Genomic DNA, 16,214 nt, shown 5'->3' on the forward strand with positions numbered 1-16,214 from the left:
ACGGAGAGTTAACGATGTGGACAATTTATGGAGATACGACCAGTTCAATGGCGATAGTTGCCATCCCTGCTTTAGGTGAGCGGAAAGAAATGTTTATTCATCTGGCAAATGAAATGAACAATATAAAATGGATTGTTTTTGATTTACCCGGTAGTCATAAGCAACGACAAGCAGATGATTCAATACCAACATTTTGTAAATTAATCAATGAGGTTTTGATGGATCAGCAAATAAAACAAGCCCATTTTATCGGAAATTCATTGGGCGCATGGGCGATTCAAGCATTCGCTACCATGTTCCCACATAAGGTTCAGTCACTTGTGTTATTAGACGGTGGGCATTATTTTTTAGGGGAATGTGGTGAGGAACACGAAGACATAGAACTTGCTTCCAATATTGAATCTTTCGAGGATATCCATAGCGCAGTTCATGAATTAGCTCATTCTATGACCCATTTGGAAAAGGAAGCATATGAGAATTTTGAACAATATTTTTTAGGAAATTATATTTTACATAATGGCTTTTATGCACATCATTGTGACGAAATAGCCTACAATTCTCTTTCTAAAGAACTTTTGACTAAAAATTACTGTTTAAAACAAGCTGAAATTCCGATACAGCTTGTTATAGCTGATGCTTCAGCAGATGATTTTTCTAAATCAAAAGCACATGATTTTATAAAGCAATTCCTCCATGCCCATGTTTGCTTTCTTGAACATGGACAACATTATTTACCATTAACAAACACGACAAAACTTGCTGCTATATTGAGAAGTTTTTATGAACTATATTCAGGAGGAATATTCAAAAATGAATCAACCTATTAAAGTACTAGAACAAATAAGTAATAAATCATTTAATCCTAACTTTGAAAATCTAGATCAATTACTCTCTTATATGTTAAACAATATCGGTAATCCCGATCCATACATTCGAGATACCCTCATTTACAGCGGCTTTTGCGAGCTCATTTTAAATGATCATCTTACGGATTCACAGCTTATTTTCATTGCGGAAACTTGTTGTGATGATGCGCATCTTTATTTCAACATCAACGAACAGCAAAGTGATGCGGTGCTGACGCGTTCCTTTTCAGCACTTGCTATTCAACTCGTGTTATACAAAGACCAAAGCGAACGATTTTTACCGCAACCATTGGCAATACAAATACTCACTAAAAGCATCGATTACTTAAAATTCGAGTACGATTACCGTGGTTATATTGAAAACAAGGGCTGGGCGCATAGTGTGGCACACGGGAGTGATTTACTTGCTCGGGCGGTTTCCCATCCCTTATTTGATGAAGTTTCCTCATTAGATGCCGTGCTTACTATCGTGCAAAAATGTTTGCAAACCGATTATGCCTATATCGACGAGGAAGACGAGCGCATGATGCCTATTTTCGATGCCTTATGCGAAAAAGGGCTTTCCGACGATTCTTTAAAATATTGGCTTCAAAAGTTACAGCAATCAAGACATGAAGATGATTTAAAGCATTATCGCATGCATTGGAATATTAAAAAATTCATGTATACGCTTTTTGCCCATTGCGTTCGAAACGGAAAAAATGAGCAAACAACGAACTGGATTTATTCGGAATATATTTGTGTGAAATAATATTTGAAGCGCTTATTTGTAGCTATATAACATCGTTGTATACGCTCATTTTGAGAAAAAATTACCAACTGACTTTAATCAATATCGATTAAAGACAGTTGGTGTATTTGCTATTTTTCAATTTACTATAAAAAAAGTTCCGACTATCAGACATTTCATTCAAATAATTCATCATCTGAAATATCCCAATTCGCTGCTTTTTGATAAATTTCTTTATCTTCATCTGTCGCAAAATCTTTGAAATCATGCTTTTTTACGCCGTTCGCTTCAGCCTTACGTATGCGCTCTCCCATTTTCAGCTCAATAATTTCCTCTTGCAGCATCGCAATTGCTTCTTTCATTAACTGATAATCCTCGATTGATAATAAAACCGAATCTGGTTTGTTGTTTTCAAGAATTAGTCGTGGCGCTATTTTTGCACTTTTTCTTAAACCTGAAAAATTACGAGCAGCTTCAGAAGCAGCAATTAATTGTTCAATACCAAACCCTTCGTTAAATGCTTGCATCTTTGCCATTGTGTTGCCCTCCTCATACTTTGCTTACTGTAAATACATCATATTATAGCGTAAAGTTTCATGTTTTTTTATACATAAATTTCAAGTTTCTGAATGACATTAGCTCTTCGGTATTGGCAAAACGGTTGAAGTATAGCCTATTTTGCAAAGAAACAACATAAATCATTCCTAAACTATCGCAAAGGTCGTTTCTTTCATTTAATATGAATTTAATAACATTGAAAATTCAAAACTTTTTAATTAAATCGGAGGCAATCAAATGACCGTATTAAGCGCAACGAATGTAACGAAAAGGTTTGGCCGTTTCACCGCATTAGATGGTGTCAATATGGAATTGAAGAAAGGAGAGGTTTTTGGATTTATTGGTCCGAATGGTGCCGGAAAATCAACCGCGATTCGTGTGCTGCTCGGTATTTTAAAGGCGACGGAAGGAGACGTAAAAATTTTTGGGCTGGATGCTTGGAAGGATGCCGTTGAAATCCATAATCGCATTGCCTATGTACCGGGAGATGTCAATTTATGGCCGAACTTAACGGGTGGTGAGGTCATTGATTTATTGATGAAAATGCGTGGTGCAATCGATAAAGGCCGACTACAAGCGCTGATTGAAAAATTCAATCTCGACACGACTAAAAAATGCCGAACGTATTCAAAAGGAAATCGCCAAAAAGTAGCGTTAATTGCGGCCTTTGCCTCAGATGCAGACCTCTATATTTTAGATGAGCCGACTTCAGGGCTGGACCCATTAATGGAAATGATTTTTCAGCAATGTGTGCTCGATGCCAAAAAAGCAGGGAAAACCGTTTTACTGTCCAGCCATATTTTATCTGAGGTTGAAAAGCTATGTGACCGAGTCGGCATTATTCGCCAAGGGAAAATGATTGAAACCGGTACATTAGAGGAGCTACGCCATTTAACACGTACCAATTTCTTTATCGAAACAAAACAACCGGTAACAGACCTAGCCACGATAAAAGGTGTCTATAATATTCAAAAGCAAGAGCGCGTGCTTACGTTCCAAACGGATTCGGATGCACTCGATGCGGTCATTAAGCATATTAGCTCATTTGGTATTGTTCGATTAGAAAGCGCACCGCCCACTTTGGAGGATTTATTCATGCGTCATTATGAGGAGAGCTCTGATGAATCAGGGGGTGTTTCATAATGGCGAAGCATTTGTATAAAAATACAGGGCAATTAGTGCGTAGTATGATGAAAAGAGACCGGATTCGTCTTCCTATTTGGATTGGCTCTTTGACACTGCTGACATTTACGGTTGCTCTTTCATTTTCAGAGCTTTTCCCTACGAAGCAAGAGCAGCAGGCATTAGCGGAAACGATGAAAAATCCTGCAATGACGGCGATGGTAGGTCCTGGATATGGCCTAGAAAATTATACGGCTGGCGCTATGATGGCCCATCAAATGCTACTTTTTACAGCGATAGCCGTTGCCATTATGAGCATTTTACAGGTGACGCGCCATACAAGAGCAGCTGAAGAGGATGGGCAAATTGAAATGATCCGCTCCCTTCCAACAGGGCGTTTATCTCCTTTACTCGCCGCCATGCTCGTATTATTTGCTACAAATATTGTGTTAGCGTTTGTCATTGGTTTTGGATTATCGGCTTTCACGATTGAAGGCATGAGCTTAGAAGGTTCACTGTTATTTGGTGCTGCTTTAGGGGCTACAGGTCTTTTTTTCACCGCGCTTACCGCCGTATTTGCGCAGCTTTCAGAAAGTTCTCGCGGGACAATTGGTTTATCCTTTGGCGTATTAATTTTCGCTTACCTCCTACGTGCGATTGGAGATATTAGCAATGAAACACTGTCTTGGCTTTCCCCATTTGGTTGGGTAGTCGGCTCACAAGTATTTGTCAATAATGTTTGGTGGCCCATTGCACTTACGGTTGGAATCACCATCCTTCTTGCACTGCTCGCGCTTTATTTAAATGCGACCCGTGATTTAGGTGCCGGCTTACTACCAGCCAAGCCAGGGAGCGCGCATGCATCCGCCTTTTTGCAAGGTCCACTTGGATTACTGCTCAAACTGCAGCGAACAGCACTCATTGCATGGGCAATCGGCATTTTTATACTCGGTGCCTCCTATGGCTCGGTGTTAGGTGATTTAGAATCCTTTATGGAAGACATTGATATTATGGGCGAAATTTTAGCACCGATGAAAGGCGGCTCATTAACAGAGCAATTTGTGATGATGATTCTTTCGATTATGGCCATGCTCTGTACCATTCCCGTTTTGATGACCACGCTCAAGCTCATTGGAGAAGAACGAAAGAAACGTACGGAGCATTTTCTCAGTCGCGCCATCTCTCGTACACGGTTAATGGGCAGTGCCTTAATCATTTCGATACTGACGAGCTTTGGCATGCTGTCACTTGCTGCGATTGGACTTTGGTCAGCGAGTGCCGTCGTTTTGAAAGATGGGATTTCATTCGGTGACATTTTCAGTGGGGCCATCGTTTATTTCCCTGCGCTTTGGGTGATGATTGGACTTGCGGTACTGCTCATTGGCGTGCTACCAAGAGCAACAGGCTTTATTTGGCTCTACTTAACGTATTCCTTCCTCGTTGATTATTTACAAGGGCTGCTAAATTTACCGCAATGGATGCGTGATATCACGCCATACGGGCATATCCCTCAATATCCGATGGAAGATCTGAATGTATGGACACTAGCTGTTCTATTCTTCATCGGCGCTGGTCTTATGCTGATTGGTTTTATTGGCTATAATCGACGGGATATTGAAGGGTAATCCGATTTTAAAAAAATCTAGCAATTCCCTTGTTCATGGGATTGCTAGATTGATTGAAGTGCTTCTTACATTTCTCCGCTTAATTCTACTAAAATTTTAGCTTGCGTTTTATCATTCGTTAAGGCTTCAAAGCCGCCTTCAACTATGTTATCTAACTTAATTTGAGAAGTTACAATACCTTGTGGTTTTAATTGACCTGTACCCATTAAATCCACTGTTTGTTGGAATGTTGTTGGTGAATAAGCAATTGTTGAAGTTACTTTTACCCCAGTATTTGTTAACATCATTGGATTCCACTCAATTGGGCGAGCAAAAATTGATACAATAACAACCGTACCACGTGCTTTTGTTACGTCGATTGAAGATTTAAATGTTGGACCTACGCCAGCAACTTCAAATGTTACATCTACGCCATCTGGCACTTCATTACGAACTGCTTCTGACGGGTTAACTTGTCCTGAATTAAAGATATGTGTTGCACCTAATTCTTTCGCTTTTCCTAAACGATAATCCGATAAATCGAAAACTAGGATTTTACTAGCGCCAGCTGCTTTGGCTGCAATAATTGTTAATAAGCCAATTGGACCTGCACCAAATACAGCTACCGTGTCACCAAATTTCATATCGGCTTCTTTTACAGCTTGAACTGCTACTGCTGTAGGCTCTACTAAAGCACCATCTTGAAGAGATAATGTTTCTGGTAATTTATAAATATTGGCCTCAGGAGCATTCGCGAATGTAGCAAAACCACCGTCACCATGTAAACCAATGAAACTAAAACCATCGTAAATATCTACATCTTCATGTTTGATACCATGAGTGAGTGTTGGGTTTACGACTACGCGATCGCCTACTTTATATTTTGTTACATCTTTACCTACTGCTTCAATCACACCCGCAAATTCGTGCCCCATAGTTAATGGTGCAATTTCCCCTGTTAATTCATCAGGAGCGTTTACTGGTACGAAAACTGGTCCTTCTTGATATTCGTGTAAATCAGATCCACAAATACCTGCCCATGCTACACGAACGGTTACTTCGTTATTTTTAAGAGCTTTTAACTCTGCTTCTTCAACACGAATATCCTTAACCCCATGCCATACTGCTGCTTTCATTTTTCATTCCTCCAACTACATCATATGTGTTAATCGTTTTAAACAATAAGGCTATTCCATTGCCTTACATTGCATATAGTAATACTGTGTTTTAAGAAAAACAATCATTTTGTTTACCTTTTTTCTGTATTAATACAGTTTTTTACTAGTAGAAATGAATGATATCAATGGTCAATCTATTGAAAAAAATATTAAAATATTTTTTGGACAATAACTTTCTAACTGTATTCATACACATCTAGTTTTTTGAGAATTTTTAGGAGATCCTGGCCACATGTTATATTTGAATGACATAAAAATAGCACCTCCCTCTATCGTACCGGAGATGCCTGATAGTTTTTATGCTTTGTTGAATGATGAGCTTACATATCCACGTGAAGTGCTAAATAATACCCAGATTACAACAGCTGAGCTCATGTAATCTATTATGCAAAATCCGATATATAAAAGTCCCACTAAATAGGTAGGCTAGACGTCTATTGCTTTTTGCATTTCCAATTATTTCACTATATCTTGCCCATCCCGCCTTACCCAAACCGTGTCATCTTTTGTAATTTGCACAATATCAATATTTCCGCCAACTGTTTGCTGCTCCTTACTTTTATCCACGTTTTCTTTCATCACTTCCGCAATGACGTTATAAGTAAACGCAATGAGCTCGTCGTTACTTTTTTGTATGAGTGCGGCTGCCATCTCGTCATAACTTATTGTTGGATGTTGCTCGCTACATTTAATCATACTCCTAAAAATTTGCTCATGGTCACTCCCGCTAAATCTAAAACCGTACTCATCTATAGGAATTGGGTAATTTTTAATATGCTCGCCGTTTTTGAATTCCATTGATACGAACACTAATTTCCCTTCCTCCGCTCCACCTAAATGGATTTGAGTCGTAAATCCCACAAAATAACTGCAAAATTTCCTGATGACATATTCAATCGTATCAGCGATTGTCATGTTTTTACTATTCGGATAATGCGCCAAGCCGTAAACGATATCATTAATATCCATATAGCGAGAAATTATCTCGTTCGTTTCTTTATTGAAAATCACACGCGTTAAGCTGCCAGAAAAAGAAATCGCCACTTTATTCGGTAAAATGAATATTTTCCGACATTGATCATTGTGGACTGGGCTATTTTTTCTTGATGCCCTACTATCAATTGCCATAATGATGGAATCCTTGCCCTTTATGTTTAACGCCACAGTCACTAAACCATTCCCCTTTCTCAGAAGGTATGGCTATTTTATGATTGAGCGTCAATAAATATCATCAAGTCTATACTGGAGCAAGTGAAATTGCTCACTATTCAGGTGAGCTTCCCCCTCTACTCCTCACCATAGCATAGCGTTTGTTTCCCTAATTTGCTTTTGCAATCTCATTCTGACAACAAAATAGATTAGAAAACTAATAAAAGCTCCAAGCGCAGCTGCATTGCCTGATAAAAAATAAGGTGGAAGCAGTACTAACCCAGCAATCATATTGTAGGAATAGAAAAGAATAATGCCAACTAATGCACCATTCAGTATGCCTAGCTGTGTCATTAATTTTTGTTTGATTGCACGATTCATGGAAGAATTTTGGATTTTTCGTTTATATTCAGTGTGTTTAAAATAGGCAAAAATGAAAGCGACAATAATAGCAATAACGACGAAAATTTCTATTATGTTCATATTAACCTCCTAGATATATCCTTTATGTAAATTATATCGTATTTAGAAATAATTTGCAGACTCATAATTATTCATCTATAATAATTTTTATAAACGGACGTATGAAAAGATGTTTTGTTGAAAGAAGTGTTGAAATGAGTACGTATTTTGCATATGTCATGATCGGACTGGCCATTGCAATGCCTGTTGGTGCGATGACGGTGGAAATGACAAAGCAAGGATTGAAAAATGGATTTTTACATGGCTGGGCAGTTGGCATTGGCGGGATGACCATTGATGCATTATTAATTGTGGCGCTCTATTTAGGTTTAGCAAAATTTTTAGCGTTGCCCTATATTCAAATGCCACTATGGATTATTGGCGCAATCTTCTTATTTATGCTTGCCTATGATTCCATAAAAAATGCAGATAAGGATATTAGTTTAGCCGGTGAAAAAGTGCAAAAATCATTTTTCTCCACCTATCGAAATGGTTTACTAGTGGCGGTATCGCCTGGTAATTTAGTGTTTTGGATTTCCGTATTTGGCGCTGTTTTAGCGGATTCCTATGCGGTGAACGGGGCAACTCAATTTCTCGTTGTGGCATTAGGAATCTTATCAGGGATTTTGCTGCATGATATTGGCTTACTGACCCTTGTTTCTTTAACAAGAAAAGTGATGAATCGAAATATGATTAAATGGACTTCGATCATGGCAGGAATTCTATTATTCGGATTCGCCTGTTATTTTCTTTATGAATTTTATGTGGATGTTAAAAATTTCATCTAATGTTTGAGAGGGGGTGTCCGAGAAGTGATTCTGGGACACCCCCTTGCGCCGAGGATGGAGGCCAGCACGATGCTGGTCATGAATGCGTTGTCACACGACGTGACGGTTTTAGCATTTGTACCTATTTCAACCACCGCGAAAAGCAGCCTGCAGCGGATAATTAATACACGAACGAAGCACTGCGCTAAAAGTATTTACTTTTGGCGCAGCCCCCTCTTTTTATGATATTCAAATATGTTTTTACAATAATTTATACAGGCTATATCCAATAAAAATGATTGGGGTTATTAAAGGTTCATTGATTTCTATCCTTAAAAACTCGTGCTATTATCTATAGGTGTATTTTCACCATTAACTAGGATAATTACTGTATCATACTCTGCATCGCCACGAGTAATTTTATATACGTACTGTTTTAATGCATTCCCTTCTTGTTTTACACTATCTAACTTTATGTTTAATACGTTCTCTCTTTTTTCAAGTTCGGCTGTAACTGTCTCTGTAGAATGAAATATAATATAAGTGTTGTCCTTATCACTATCATAAATTGATTGCAGTGTGTAATCAGTGTCAATCAGAGCTTGTATTCTATTCGGAACATTTTGAATTTCACTAATGCTTAATTCAGATGGAGTACAGGCTGCTACGATTATTGTGACAACTAACATTAAAGGAAATAATTTTTTCATTTTAAATTCCTCATTTCATTAGTAATTTGATTAGCTTAAAATATTTAAACCTCACTAATCCCCATTGCTAGTAATAATAGATAAGCCGCAGCTAAAACGGCTACATTTGGGGTTAACCCGACCAATCCGATAAATAATTTGCTGATGCGTCGTTTGGACATCCACGCTGATATGACAGCAAGTACAATGCCGATAATGGACAAAATGCCGAAAATAGCAATGATTAAATAAACATCCGCATTAGGTCCTCTTAGTATAAAAAACGCAATGATACTTACGAGCACGGGCAAGATTGATAACATCCCTAAGATGGTACCTGTTTTACTGTTATCCACCATGATTCCCCCCATATCTACTTTTACTCGCAACAGCTGTTAGAGTGCCTATCCCTCACTAAGCCTCCGTTAGTTCAGTAAAAGGTCTAGTAGTTCATTTGCTTGTTTATTGTTGATTTTATAGTTGTCGCGTACATCACTAACGAAAAGTGTTATGTTTTTCCTAAAATTTTCATAAACATATAAAACTTCTATCTGACCGTCTTTATACTTCAGTTGAATTTTGTAATAGTATTTATATTCCATTTCGTAATCACCGGTAACACGATTTGACCGATTAAGGATTCTAGTAATGGGCTTTATTTTTTCTTTATCAGTAGTGATTTTCCCATCATTAATTGGTTCATCATATTGTTGTATCGTTATACTTTGAATGCCTGAAAATCCGTTATAGAAAAATGAAAATACTAATACAACGATAAGAATAGCGATAGACGGGTAGATAATCGTTTTTTTCATTAAATTTCCCCTCACAGAAGTCCAGGGTAGTTGGAGTCGATTCAAAAATCTTGAACATTTATCACAAGTTCATCAAACAATTCCTCATCAAAATAAACGGCTAATTTCCAGATGCCACTTGTAGGAAACAGCATTTGCGAGGGAATGTGAGAATCGGCACCATTATTAGGGCTAATGGAAATATCAGAGTATTGCCATACGGTTTCATTATCCATTAATAATACCGGCTGCTCTTTTCCCTTTGCGTCCGTGCCAACTATTTTAAAATCACCGCTAATTATCTCGGGATTTCCCCAAAGATGCCACATATACTTATTTGCCTGATTGGCGATAATCGGTTCTGCCACTGCCTCCCCTTTTTTACCCGTTCCAACTAAAAAGCCGATTTTCCCCTCTTTCCCTAGTAGCAAATACTCTCCATCTGTCCCATCACTTAAGGTAACGGGTAATGCAAAAGTAGAATTAACCTCCAGCGTTTCACTGTTTTCACAACCAACGAGGATTGCTAATAAAACGAACGAAATCAACAGCATAAGCTTATTTCTCACAGAATTCCCCCTTTTTTTGAATGTAGGATTTGATTATTAGGAATTAAATTGTGATTCGCAAATATATTACACATATCCAATTCACTTGTGCAGACCTCATGCACATCCGCTCACTTGTGCCCTTCAAGTCATCATAGAAAATAGAAAGCCACTGTCTCCTCGGTAATACTTATGATAACATTAACATAATTATCCAAAAACAACCGCTTTATGCGATGATTTTTCTCAGGGAGTGAACGAGCATATGGAATTTCAAGAGCTACAGCCATTTATCGAAAAAACATGGAATATTACCATACAAGACGTGACAACGATTCGTAATGCAGACAAGCATATTTTTGAAATCAACACGTCCGCGCAATCGTATATTTTAAAAGGGGAAAAGCAAATAGTGCAGGAAGTCGAAGCCTATTGTCAGTTTGCCAATGCTCTTCAAAATGCACTTCCAGTTTCCGCTTATTTGCCAACAACCAATTTAAACTTCGCGGCACAAAAGAATGATTTTGTTTATACGCTTGAGCAAAAAGGCATGGGGGAAGAAATTCAGCAGCTAAACGATGCACAAATCGAAGCAATGGGCGCGCTGCTTGGTAAATTGCATGCCTATTCATTAAAACATCAATTAGCCTTACAAAAAGCAACATCCTGGTCGATGTTTGGCGGCAATGCAACAATGGCAATTGGCGACTATGATGAAAATGAATTAAGCTTTCTCGATTTTAAAAAAGCATTTCAGCATGACGAAGCCTTTCCAGCCATTGAACAATTGTATAATGCACATCGAAGCTTATTAAAGCAGCATTGGGCTACTTTACCAAAGGCCGCAACACAAGGTGACTTTTGCTATTACAATATGCTATTTGAAAATAATAATATTAGCGCCATTTTTGATTTCAATCTAGCCGGTGATGAGGTTTTAGTAAATGAATGTATCGCGGCAGCCATTTATTGTTGCTGGCATACGGCGTACCAAGGGAAGCTTTGCGCAGAGGAAAGATATCAATTATTCATAAATGCCTATCAGCAATTCCGGCCATGGACTTCGTTAGAATTTGACCTTGCCTCACCCCTTTTTGCCATCATCCGCGCCTTTCGCTACGACCGTGTTGAACAAGGCATTGCCAACAGCGCACAGCATGAACAATTTTTACAACAAACGAAGGGGATTTTAGACACCGACCATTCAAAACTAATCATGAGCATGGAGGACTATAAATGAAGTCATTTTTTTCGGTTATTCTTTTGATTGGGTTTTTCCTCCTTTCCGGCTGTTCTGACGCCAAGACACAAACGCTCGAAATGTTTTTTAACGACGCGGACATTCAAACGATTGACAAAGTCATCCTTGTCGATGGATCTACAGGCTATTCAAAAACAATGACTGATTCGGAGCAAATTGATGAGTTTATCGCTTTGATTAAGGACATCCTTTATACGCCACAGAAAAACCAAGAAGAACGCTCTGGCTGGAGATATGGTATTAAGGTTGTGGATGGGGAGAAAGAATTTGGTTTTTCATTAATGCAAATTGGTGAAACATATTATGATTCGGAGCCAGATATTCACCCGATTGTGGATGCCTATTATCAAAATTTAGACATTGAAGAAAAATAATTAGGCTCGTTTTGCCTATTGCTTTATTACAAAAAGACAATTCCCACTTGATTGGCATTGTCTTTTTCCCCTTTGGTAATCCGCTAAAAATTATTCTTCCCCCTCGTTCATCCTCCGTTCATATTCGTTTTTTATACTAAGTACATCAAGTCAACGGAGGTTTTAGATATGAATTTAGCTTTTAAAGAAATGAAAAAAAATAAGAGTAAATTTTTGATTTTTGGCGCTATCGTTTTTTTAATTAGTGCCCTTACTTTTATGATTGCCGGATTGGCGAACGGGCTTTCGCAGGACAATGCCGCCCTTATTAAGGAAATGCCAGATGGACATTTTTATATGGCAACGGATGCCGAGGATAATTATGCATTATCCACCATTTCACCCGAGCAGCAAGACAGCATTTTAAATAAGTATGAAGATGCAACAGCCCTGTCGATTCAAATGGGGATTTTCTTTAATGAAGAGGGTAAACAGCAAAGTGTGGCCTTTGCAACAACAAGTGATTCCGAGCAATTTCCACAAGTCAACAAAGGCGAAATTATTGTCGATCAATCGTTACAAGAAGATGGCTATGAAATTGGTGATATTTTAACAAATAATCAATATAGCGGGCAGTGGAAAATTGTTGGCTTTTCAGAGCAAACGAAATTCAACCATGCGGCGGTAGCCTTTATTCATCCAGATAATTTTGCCGAAATGTATCGCACATTCGATAAGCAATTAATGTATATGCCGGGGGATGCAGCGGCAATTGATGGACTGACTGCCTACTCGAACAAGGATTTTTTAAATACGATTCCAAGTTATTCAGCAGAGCAATTAAGCTTAAATTTAATTATTTGGTTTTTAGTCGTTATTAGCGGTTTACTGTTTGCGATTTTCTTCTATATGATGAACATTCAAAAAACAGGCCTATTCGGTATTTTAAAAGCAATCGGTGTTAAAACAAAAACGTTATTCGTCATGATGTGGGTACAAATGCTATTCATTACAGCTTTGGCACTCCTACTATCAATGGGCTTAAGTCAGCTCATTCAACAAATTGCGCCAGCAGGTATGCCGTTCCATTTAACACTTGATACGACATTGCTATTTGCGGTAATTTTCTTAGTAATCGGCTTTATTGGTGCAACACTATCAGGCTTACAAATTAAAAAAATTCAGCCACTTCAGGCCATTCAGCAAGGAGAGATGTAAGATGGAAATGTTTAAATTACAGCAAATCAAAAAAACCTTCTCCTTTGGGGATCAGGAAGAAGTCATTTTAAAAAATGTTGATTTAACCTTAAATAAAGGGGAATTAACGGCTTTAGTTGGTGCATCAGGCTCTGGGAAAAGTACATTATTAACCATTGCGGCCGGCTTACAGGATGCAACAGACGGACAAATTTTCTTTAATAATCAAGACTTAGCTAAATTATCCGCCGAGCAAATGCGTGCCATTCGTGCCAAAAAATTCGGCTTTGTGTTCCAGTTTTCACATCTTGTCCCCTTTTTAACAGTGGAAGAACAGCTGACATTAATGCTAGATGTGGCTGAAAAAAAGGTCAATAAAGCTGAGGTTACGCGTGTCTTACAGCTTGTCGATATGGAACATCGCAGAAATGCCTACCCCTCTTCCCTATCCGGCGGTGAAAAGCAGCGTGTTGCCATTGCCCGCGCCATCATTCATCAGCCTGAAATTATTTTTGCTGATGAACCGACAGCGAGCCTGGATTCGAAGCGCACAGAGGAAATTATGGCGCTATTAAAAAATTTAACAAAAGAGCTCAATTTAACAACTTTACTTGTCACACATGACCAAGAAGTGCTACATTTTGTAGATAATATCGTAACGATGCAAGACGGAGAAATAATTCAAGCTCCAGTCAAGGCGTAACGATGTCAAATTTTATACGATGAGGTGTTTTTATAAATGACAACTCTCCTAATAGTAGATGACGACCCAAAAGTTCGGGAAGTCATCTCCATTTATTTTTCACAAATTGGCTATACCATTGTTCAGGCTCAGCACGGCGTTGAAGCGCTCGAAAAATTAAAAGCGGGACAAATTGATGTAGCAATCGTTGATGTGATGATGCCCTATTTAAATGGTATTGACGTTGTAAAGGAAATTCGACGACGGTATAATTTGCCGGTGATTTTACTAACGGCAAAAGGACAAATTGAGGATAAAGAACAAGGCTACCGTGCTGGAACAGATGATTATGTCGTGAAGCCGGTCGATCCAAAAGAGCTGCAATTTCGTGTGGAGACATTATTGCGGCGCTATGACACGACCCCTACAGAGAGTTTGCAAATGGGGCCACTGACGATTCATCCAAAGCGCTATGAAATTCAAATTGGCGAGCAAACATTACTATTTCCATTGAAGGAATTCGAGCTATTAAGCTTTCTTGTGGCAAATCAAGGGCAGGTTTTAACGCGTGAGCAAATTATTGAGGAAGTTTGGGATCTGGATTTTGCGGGAGATGAACGTACGGTGGATGTGCATATTAAACGTTTACGCGCGCGACTGTCCCAATTAGCACCGGAGCTTCATATTAAAACTGTTCGCGGTGTTGGTTATTCCATTGAGGTAAGCAAATGAAAACATTGTATACGAAATTCGTCGTCACAACGATTGCTATAATAATTTTTAGTAGTTTAACGGCTTTTTTCCTTTCGAATTTATATTATCAATCTTCATTAAAGCCTCAAAACGATGCAAAAACAACCGGCCTTGCTGTGGAAATGGTGCAATATATCGAAGCACATCCAGAGCTCCCCTTACAAGATTACTTACAGCATAGTGCGGCGACTGGCTATCACATTATACTAATTGATAGCCAGTTTAACACTTCTATGTACGGGGAGCCTTTTCGTGACACGTCGCTTGACCAAACAACCTTGGAAATGGTGCTGAATGGGAACATCTATCACGGTATCGCAGAGTTTCCACATCAAACATTTGTCACAGGCTTTTTTGCCAATGAGGTGAAAAATTCGATTGGCGTACCTTTACAATATGGGAATGAAACCTATGCCTTCTTCTTAAGACCGAATATTAAGCTTGCCTTTAACGAAATGCATTATCTATTTGCTGCGCTCATCATCTTTACGATTTTGCTAAGTATTATTCTCGTATTATTGAGTACGAAATTCATCGTAAAGCCAATTAAAAAATTGAAAGCAGCTACATCTTCCATCGCCAACGGGAATTATAATATTCAATTAGCTACTCGCAAAGATGAGTTTGGCCAGCTGTCGGAAAGCTTTATGCATATGGCCAATAAGCTGTCTTATGTAGATGAACAGCGCAAGGAATTCATCTCGAATATTTCGCATGATATTCAGTCCCCTTTATCGAATATTAAAGGCTTTATGACATTAATCGAAAAAGAATATCATCTTGATACACCTTATACAGCTTCGATTCATGCGGAGATTGATCGACTTTCAACGCTAACAAATCAATTATTACAGCTGACGACATTGGATCAACAGGAACGTAGCGCCACATTCAAAAGCTATTCATTGGACGAGCAGCTCCAAAAGCTCATTCACCAATACCAATGGCAATTTCAGCAAAAGGAGCTTATGGCTAGTTATTCCCTACCCGCAACAATGATTTACGGCGATAGTGAATTATTAAATATGGTGTGGGATAACTTACTGTCCAATGCCATTAAATATACCAACGAATTTGGTATGATTAGCATTCAAATACAGCAAAATTCAGATAGTATTTCAGTCATTTTCCGTGATAGCGGCATTGGGATTCCCGAACAGGAGAAGCAGCGCATTTTCGATCGCTTTTACCGCGTCGATTCTGCCAGAACACGCACAATCGAAGGGACAGGCCTAGGCTTAGCGATCGTCCAACAAATCGTTCAACTGCATAATGGCACCATTGATGTAGAAAGTACACTCGGTGAAGGGACAATAATTACAGTGACGATTCCGCAGCATGACACGAATGACTAGTTGTAAAATTATGTTTGAATTTCACCTCATAACATGCCATAATAGCATTATCTAATTTGAAGGGACGATGAATGGCCAATGAATTTATAATTCTATTTTACACGTAAAATGTATACGCATTTTCACTTAAAATAGGATTAGTCTGC

General features: G+C 38.5%; 19 protein-coding genes. 11 read left to right on the forward strand and 8 right to left on the reverse strand.

Annotated features, from left to right (window positions below; all coding sequences use genetic code 11):
• The first annotated feature begins 14 nt into the window (after nt 1–14).
• Both MKX47_RS10765 and MKX47_RS10770 read left to right on the forward strand, forming a co-directional pair.
• Nucleotides 15–827 carry an alpha/beta fold hydrolase gene (locus MKX47_RS10765; RefSeq protein WP_340773903.1) on the forward strand — a complete coding sequence of 271 codons (813 nt, stop codon included), beginning with the start codon at nt 15–17 and terminating at the stop codon, nt 825–827.
• Nucleotides 811–1,617 carry a DUF2785 domain-containing protein gene (locus MKX47_RS10770; RefSeq protein ID WP_340773906.1) on the forward strand — a complete coding sequence of 269 codons (807 nt, stop codon included), beginning with the start codon at nt 811–813 and terminating at the stop codon, nt 1,615–1,617. The genes MKX47_RS10765 and MKX47_RS10770 overlap by 17 nt, the downstream gene beginning before the upstream one ends.
• A gap of 155 nt (nt 1,618–1,772) precedes the next feature.
• On the opposite strand, the gene MKX47_RS10775 is transcribed toward MKX47_RS10770, so the two are convergent.
• A complete protein-coding gene (locus MKX47_RS10775; protein ID WP_340773909.1) occupies nt 1,773–2,132 on the reverse strand; it encodes a hypothetical protein in 360 nt (119 codons plus the stop codon).
• A 259-nt stretch (nt 2,133–2,391) separates the two neighbouring features.
• Between MKX47_RS10775 and MKX47_RS10780 the strand changes: the two genes are divergently transcribed.
• Nucleotides 2,392–3,297: an ABC transporter ATP-binding protein gene (locus tag MKX47_RS10780; RefSeq protein WP_340773911.1), complete on the forward strand. Its 906-nt coding sequence runs from the start codon at nt 2,392–2,394 to the stop codon at nt 3,295–3,297.
• Complete coding sequence (locus MKX47_RS10785; protein ID WP_340773913.1) at nt 3,297–4,901, forward strand: ABC transporter permease; 1,605 nt, start codon at nt 3,297–3,299, stop codon at nt 4,899–4,901. Before MKX47_RS10780 ends, MKX47_RS10785 begins: the two co-directional genes overlap by 1 nt.
• Before the next feature lie 65 nt (nt 4,902–4,966).
• On the opposite strand, the gene MKX47_RS10790 is transcribed toward MKX47_RS10785, so the two are convergent.
• The 3 genes from MKX47_RS10790 to MKX47_RS10800 all read right to left on the reverse strand — a co-directional run bounded on the left by MKX47_RS10790 (nt 4,967) and on the right by MKX47_RS10800 (nt 7,690).
• Nucleotides 4,967–6,016, reverse strand: coding sequence for a 2,3-butanediol dehydrogenase (locus MKX47_RS10790; RefSeq protein WP_340773915.1), 1,050 nt, complete (start codon nt 6,014–6,016; stop codon nt 4,967–4,969).
• 498 nt (nt 6,017–6,514) lie between these two features.
• A complete protein-coding gene (locus MKX47_RS10795; protein WP_340773917.1) occupies nt 6,515–7,228 on the reverse strand; it encodes a hypothetical protein in 714 nt (237 codons plus the stop codon).
• 123 nt (nt 7,229–7,351) lie between these two features.
• Nucleotides 7,352–7,690, reverse strand: coding sequence for a hypothetical protein (locus MKX47_RS10800; RefSeq protein WP_340773921.1), 339 nt, complete (start codon nt 7,688–7,690; stop codon nt 7,352–7,354).
• 134 nt (nt 7,691–7,824) lie between these two features.
• On the opposite strand from MKX47_RS10800, the gene MKX47_RS10805 reads away from it, so the two are divergent.
• Nucleotides 7,825–8,457 carry a LysE family transporter gene (locus MKX47_RS10805; protein ID WP_340773922.1) on the forward strand — a complete coding sequence of 211 codons (633 nt, stop codon included), beginning with the start codon at nt 7,825–7,827 and terminating at the stop codon, nt 8,455–8,457.
• A 311-nt stretch (nt 8,458–8,768) separates the two neighbouring features.
• Here the strand turns inward: MKX47_RS10805 and MKX47_RS10810 are convergent, their stop codons facing one another.
• The 4 genes from MKX47_RS10810 to MKX47_RS10825 all read right to left on the reverse strand — a co-directional run bounded on the left by MKX47_RS10810 (nt 8,769) and on the right by MKX47_RS10825 (nt 10,488).
• Nucleotides 8,769–9,146 (reverse strand): peptidylprolyl isomerase, encoded by a 378-nt coding sequence (locus MKX47_RS10810; protein ID WP_340773924.1) that lies wholly within the window; start codon nt 9,144–9,146, stop codon nt 8,769–8,771.
• A gap of 44 nt (nt 9,147–9,190) precedes the next feature.
• Nucleotides 9,191–9,484, reverse strand: a complete 294-nt coding sequence (locus tag MKX47_RS10815) for a hypothetical protein (protein ID WP_340773926.1) — start codon at nt 9,482–9,484, stop codon at nt 9,191–9,193.
• A 66-nt stretch (nt 9,485–9,550) separates the two neighbouring features.
• On the reverse strand, nt 9,551–9,940 hold the full coding sequence (locus MKX47_RS10820) for a hypothetical protein (protein ID WP_340773928.1): 390 nt from the start codon (nt 9,938–9,940) through the stop codon (nt 9,551–9,553).
• 41 nt (nt 9,941–9,981) lie between these two features.
• Complete coding sequence (locus MKX47_RS10825; RefSeq protein ID WP_340773930.1) at nt 9,982–10,488, reverse strand: DUF4871 domain-containing protein; 507 nt, start codon at nt 10,486–10,488, stop codon at nt 9,982–9,984.
• Nucleotides 10,489–10,732: 244 nt separating this feature from the next.
• On the opposite strand from MKX47_RS10825, the gene MKX47_RS10830 reads away from it, so the two are divergent.
• The 6 genes from MKX47_RS10830 (at nt 10,733) to MKX47_RS10855 (ending at nt 16,068) form a co-directional block, all read left to right on the forward strand.
• On the forward strand, nt 10,733–11,707 hold the full coding sequence (locus MKX47_RS10830; RefSeq protein WP_340773934.1) for a phosphotransferase: 975 nt from the start codon (nt 10,733–10,735) through the stop codon (nt 11,705–11,707).
• Nucleotides 11,704–12,102 (forward strand): hypothetical protein, encoded by a 399-nt coding sequence (locus MKX47_RS10835; protein ID WP_340773936.1) that lies wholly within the window; start codon nt 11,704–11,706, stop codon nt 12,100–12,102. Before MKX47_RS10830 ends, MKX47_RS10835 begins: the two co-directional genes overlap by 4 nt.
• Before the next feature lie 168 nt (nt 12,103–12,270).
• Complete coding sequence (locus MKX47_RS10840) at nt 12,271–13,299, forward strand: ABC transporter permease (RefSeq protein WP_340773939.1); 1,029 nt, start codon at nt 12,271–12,273, stop codon at nt 13,297–13,299.
• A gap of 1 nt (nt 13,300) precedes the next feature.
• A complete protein-coding gene (locus MKX47_RS10845) occupies nt 13,301–13,981 on the forward strand; it encodes an ABC transporter ATP-binding protein (protein WP_340773941.1) in 681 nt (226 codons plus the stop codon).
• Between the two features lie 36 nt (nt 13,982–14,017).
• Entirely contained in the window at nt 14,018–14,692 is a 675-nt protein-coding gene (locus tag MKX47_RS10850) for a response regulator transcription factor (RefSeq protein WP_340773943.1), read from the forward strand.
• A complete protein-coding gene (locus MKX47_RS10855) occupies nt 14,689–16,068 on the forward strand; it encodes a HAMP domain-containing sensor histidine kinase (RefSeq protein ID WP_340773945.1) in 1,380 nt (459 codons plus the stop codon). The genes MKX47_RS10850 and MKX47_RS10855 overlap by 4 nt, the downstream gene beginning before the upstream one ends.
• The last annotated feature ends 146 nt before the right edge of the window (nt 16,069–16,214 follow it).

The sequence above is a fragment of the Solibacillus sp. FSL R7-0668 genome, from assembly GCF_038006205.1.
Taxonomy (GTDB): domain Bacteria; phylum Bacillota; class Bacilli; order Bacillales_A; family Planococcaceae; genus Solibacillus.

Coding starts and splice junctions, on each gene's coding strand:
- MKX47_RS10765 (WP_340773903.1), top strand. CDS start 15: ATGTGGACAATTTATGGAGATACGACCAGTTCAATGGCGATAGTTGCC.
- MKX47_RS10770 (WP_340773906.1), top strand. CDS start 811: ATGAATCAACCTATTAAAGTACTAGAACAAATAAGTAATAAATCATTT.
- MKX47_RS10775 (WP_340773909.1), bottom strand. CDS start 2,132: ATGGCAAAGATGCAAGCATTTAACGAAGGGTTTGGTATTGAACAATTA.
- MKX47_RS10780 (WP_340773911.1), top strand. CDS start 2,392: ATGACCGTATTAAGCGCAACGAATGTAACGAAAAGGTTTGGCCGTTTC.
- MKX47_RS10785 (WP_340773913.1), top strand. CDS start 3,297: ATGGCGAAGCATTTGTATAAAAATACAGGGCAATTAGTGCGTAGTATG.
- MKX47_RS10790 (WP_340773915.1), bottom strand. CDS start 6,016: ATGAAAGCAGCAGTATGGCATGGGGTTAAGGATATTCGTGTTGAAGAA.
- MKX47_RS10800 (WP_340773921.1), bottom strand. CDS start 7,690: ATGAACATAATAGAAATTTTCGTCGTTATTGCTATTATTGTCGCTTTC.
- MKX47_RS10805 (WP_340773922.1), top strand. CDS start 7,825: ATGAGTACGTATTTTGCATATGTCATGATCGGACTGGCCATTGCAATG.
- MKX47_RS10810 (WP_340773924.1), bottom strand. CDS start 9,146: ATGAAAAAATTATTTCCTTTAATGTTAGTTGTCACAATAATCGTAGCA.
- MKX47_RS10815 (WP_340773926.1), bottom strand. CDS start 9,484: ATGGTGGATAACAGTAAAACAGGTACCATCTTAGGGATGTTATCAATC.
- MKX47_RS10820 (WP_340773928.1), bottom strand. CDS start 9,940: ATGAAAAAAACGATTATCTACCCGTCTATCGCTATTCTTATCGTTGTA.
- MKX47_RS10830 (WP_340773934.1), top strand. CDS start 10,733: ATGGAATTTCAAGAGCTACAGCCATTTATCGAAAAAACATGGAATATT.
- MKX47_RS10835 (WP_340773936.1), top strand. CDS start 11,704: ATGAAGTCATTTTTTTCGGTTATTCTTTTGATTGGGTTTTTCCTCCTT.
- MKX47_RS10840 (WP_340773939.1), top strand. CDS start 12,271: ATGAATTTAGCTTTTAAAGAAATGAAAAAAAATAAGAGTAAATTTTTG.
- MKX47_RS10845 (WP_340773941.1), top strand. CDS start 13,301: ATGGAAATGTTTAAATTACAGCAAATCAAAAAAACCTTCTCCTTTGGG.
- MKX47_RS10850 (WP_340773943.1), top strand. CDS start 14,018: ATGACAACTCTCCTAATAGTAGATGACGACCCAAAAGTTCGGGAAGTC.
- MKX47_RS10855 (WP_340773945.1), top strand. CDS start 14,689: ATGAAAACATTGTATACGAAATTCGTCGTCACAACGATTGCTATAATA.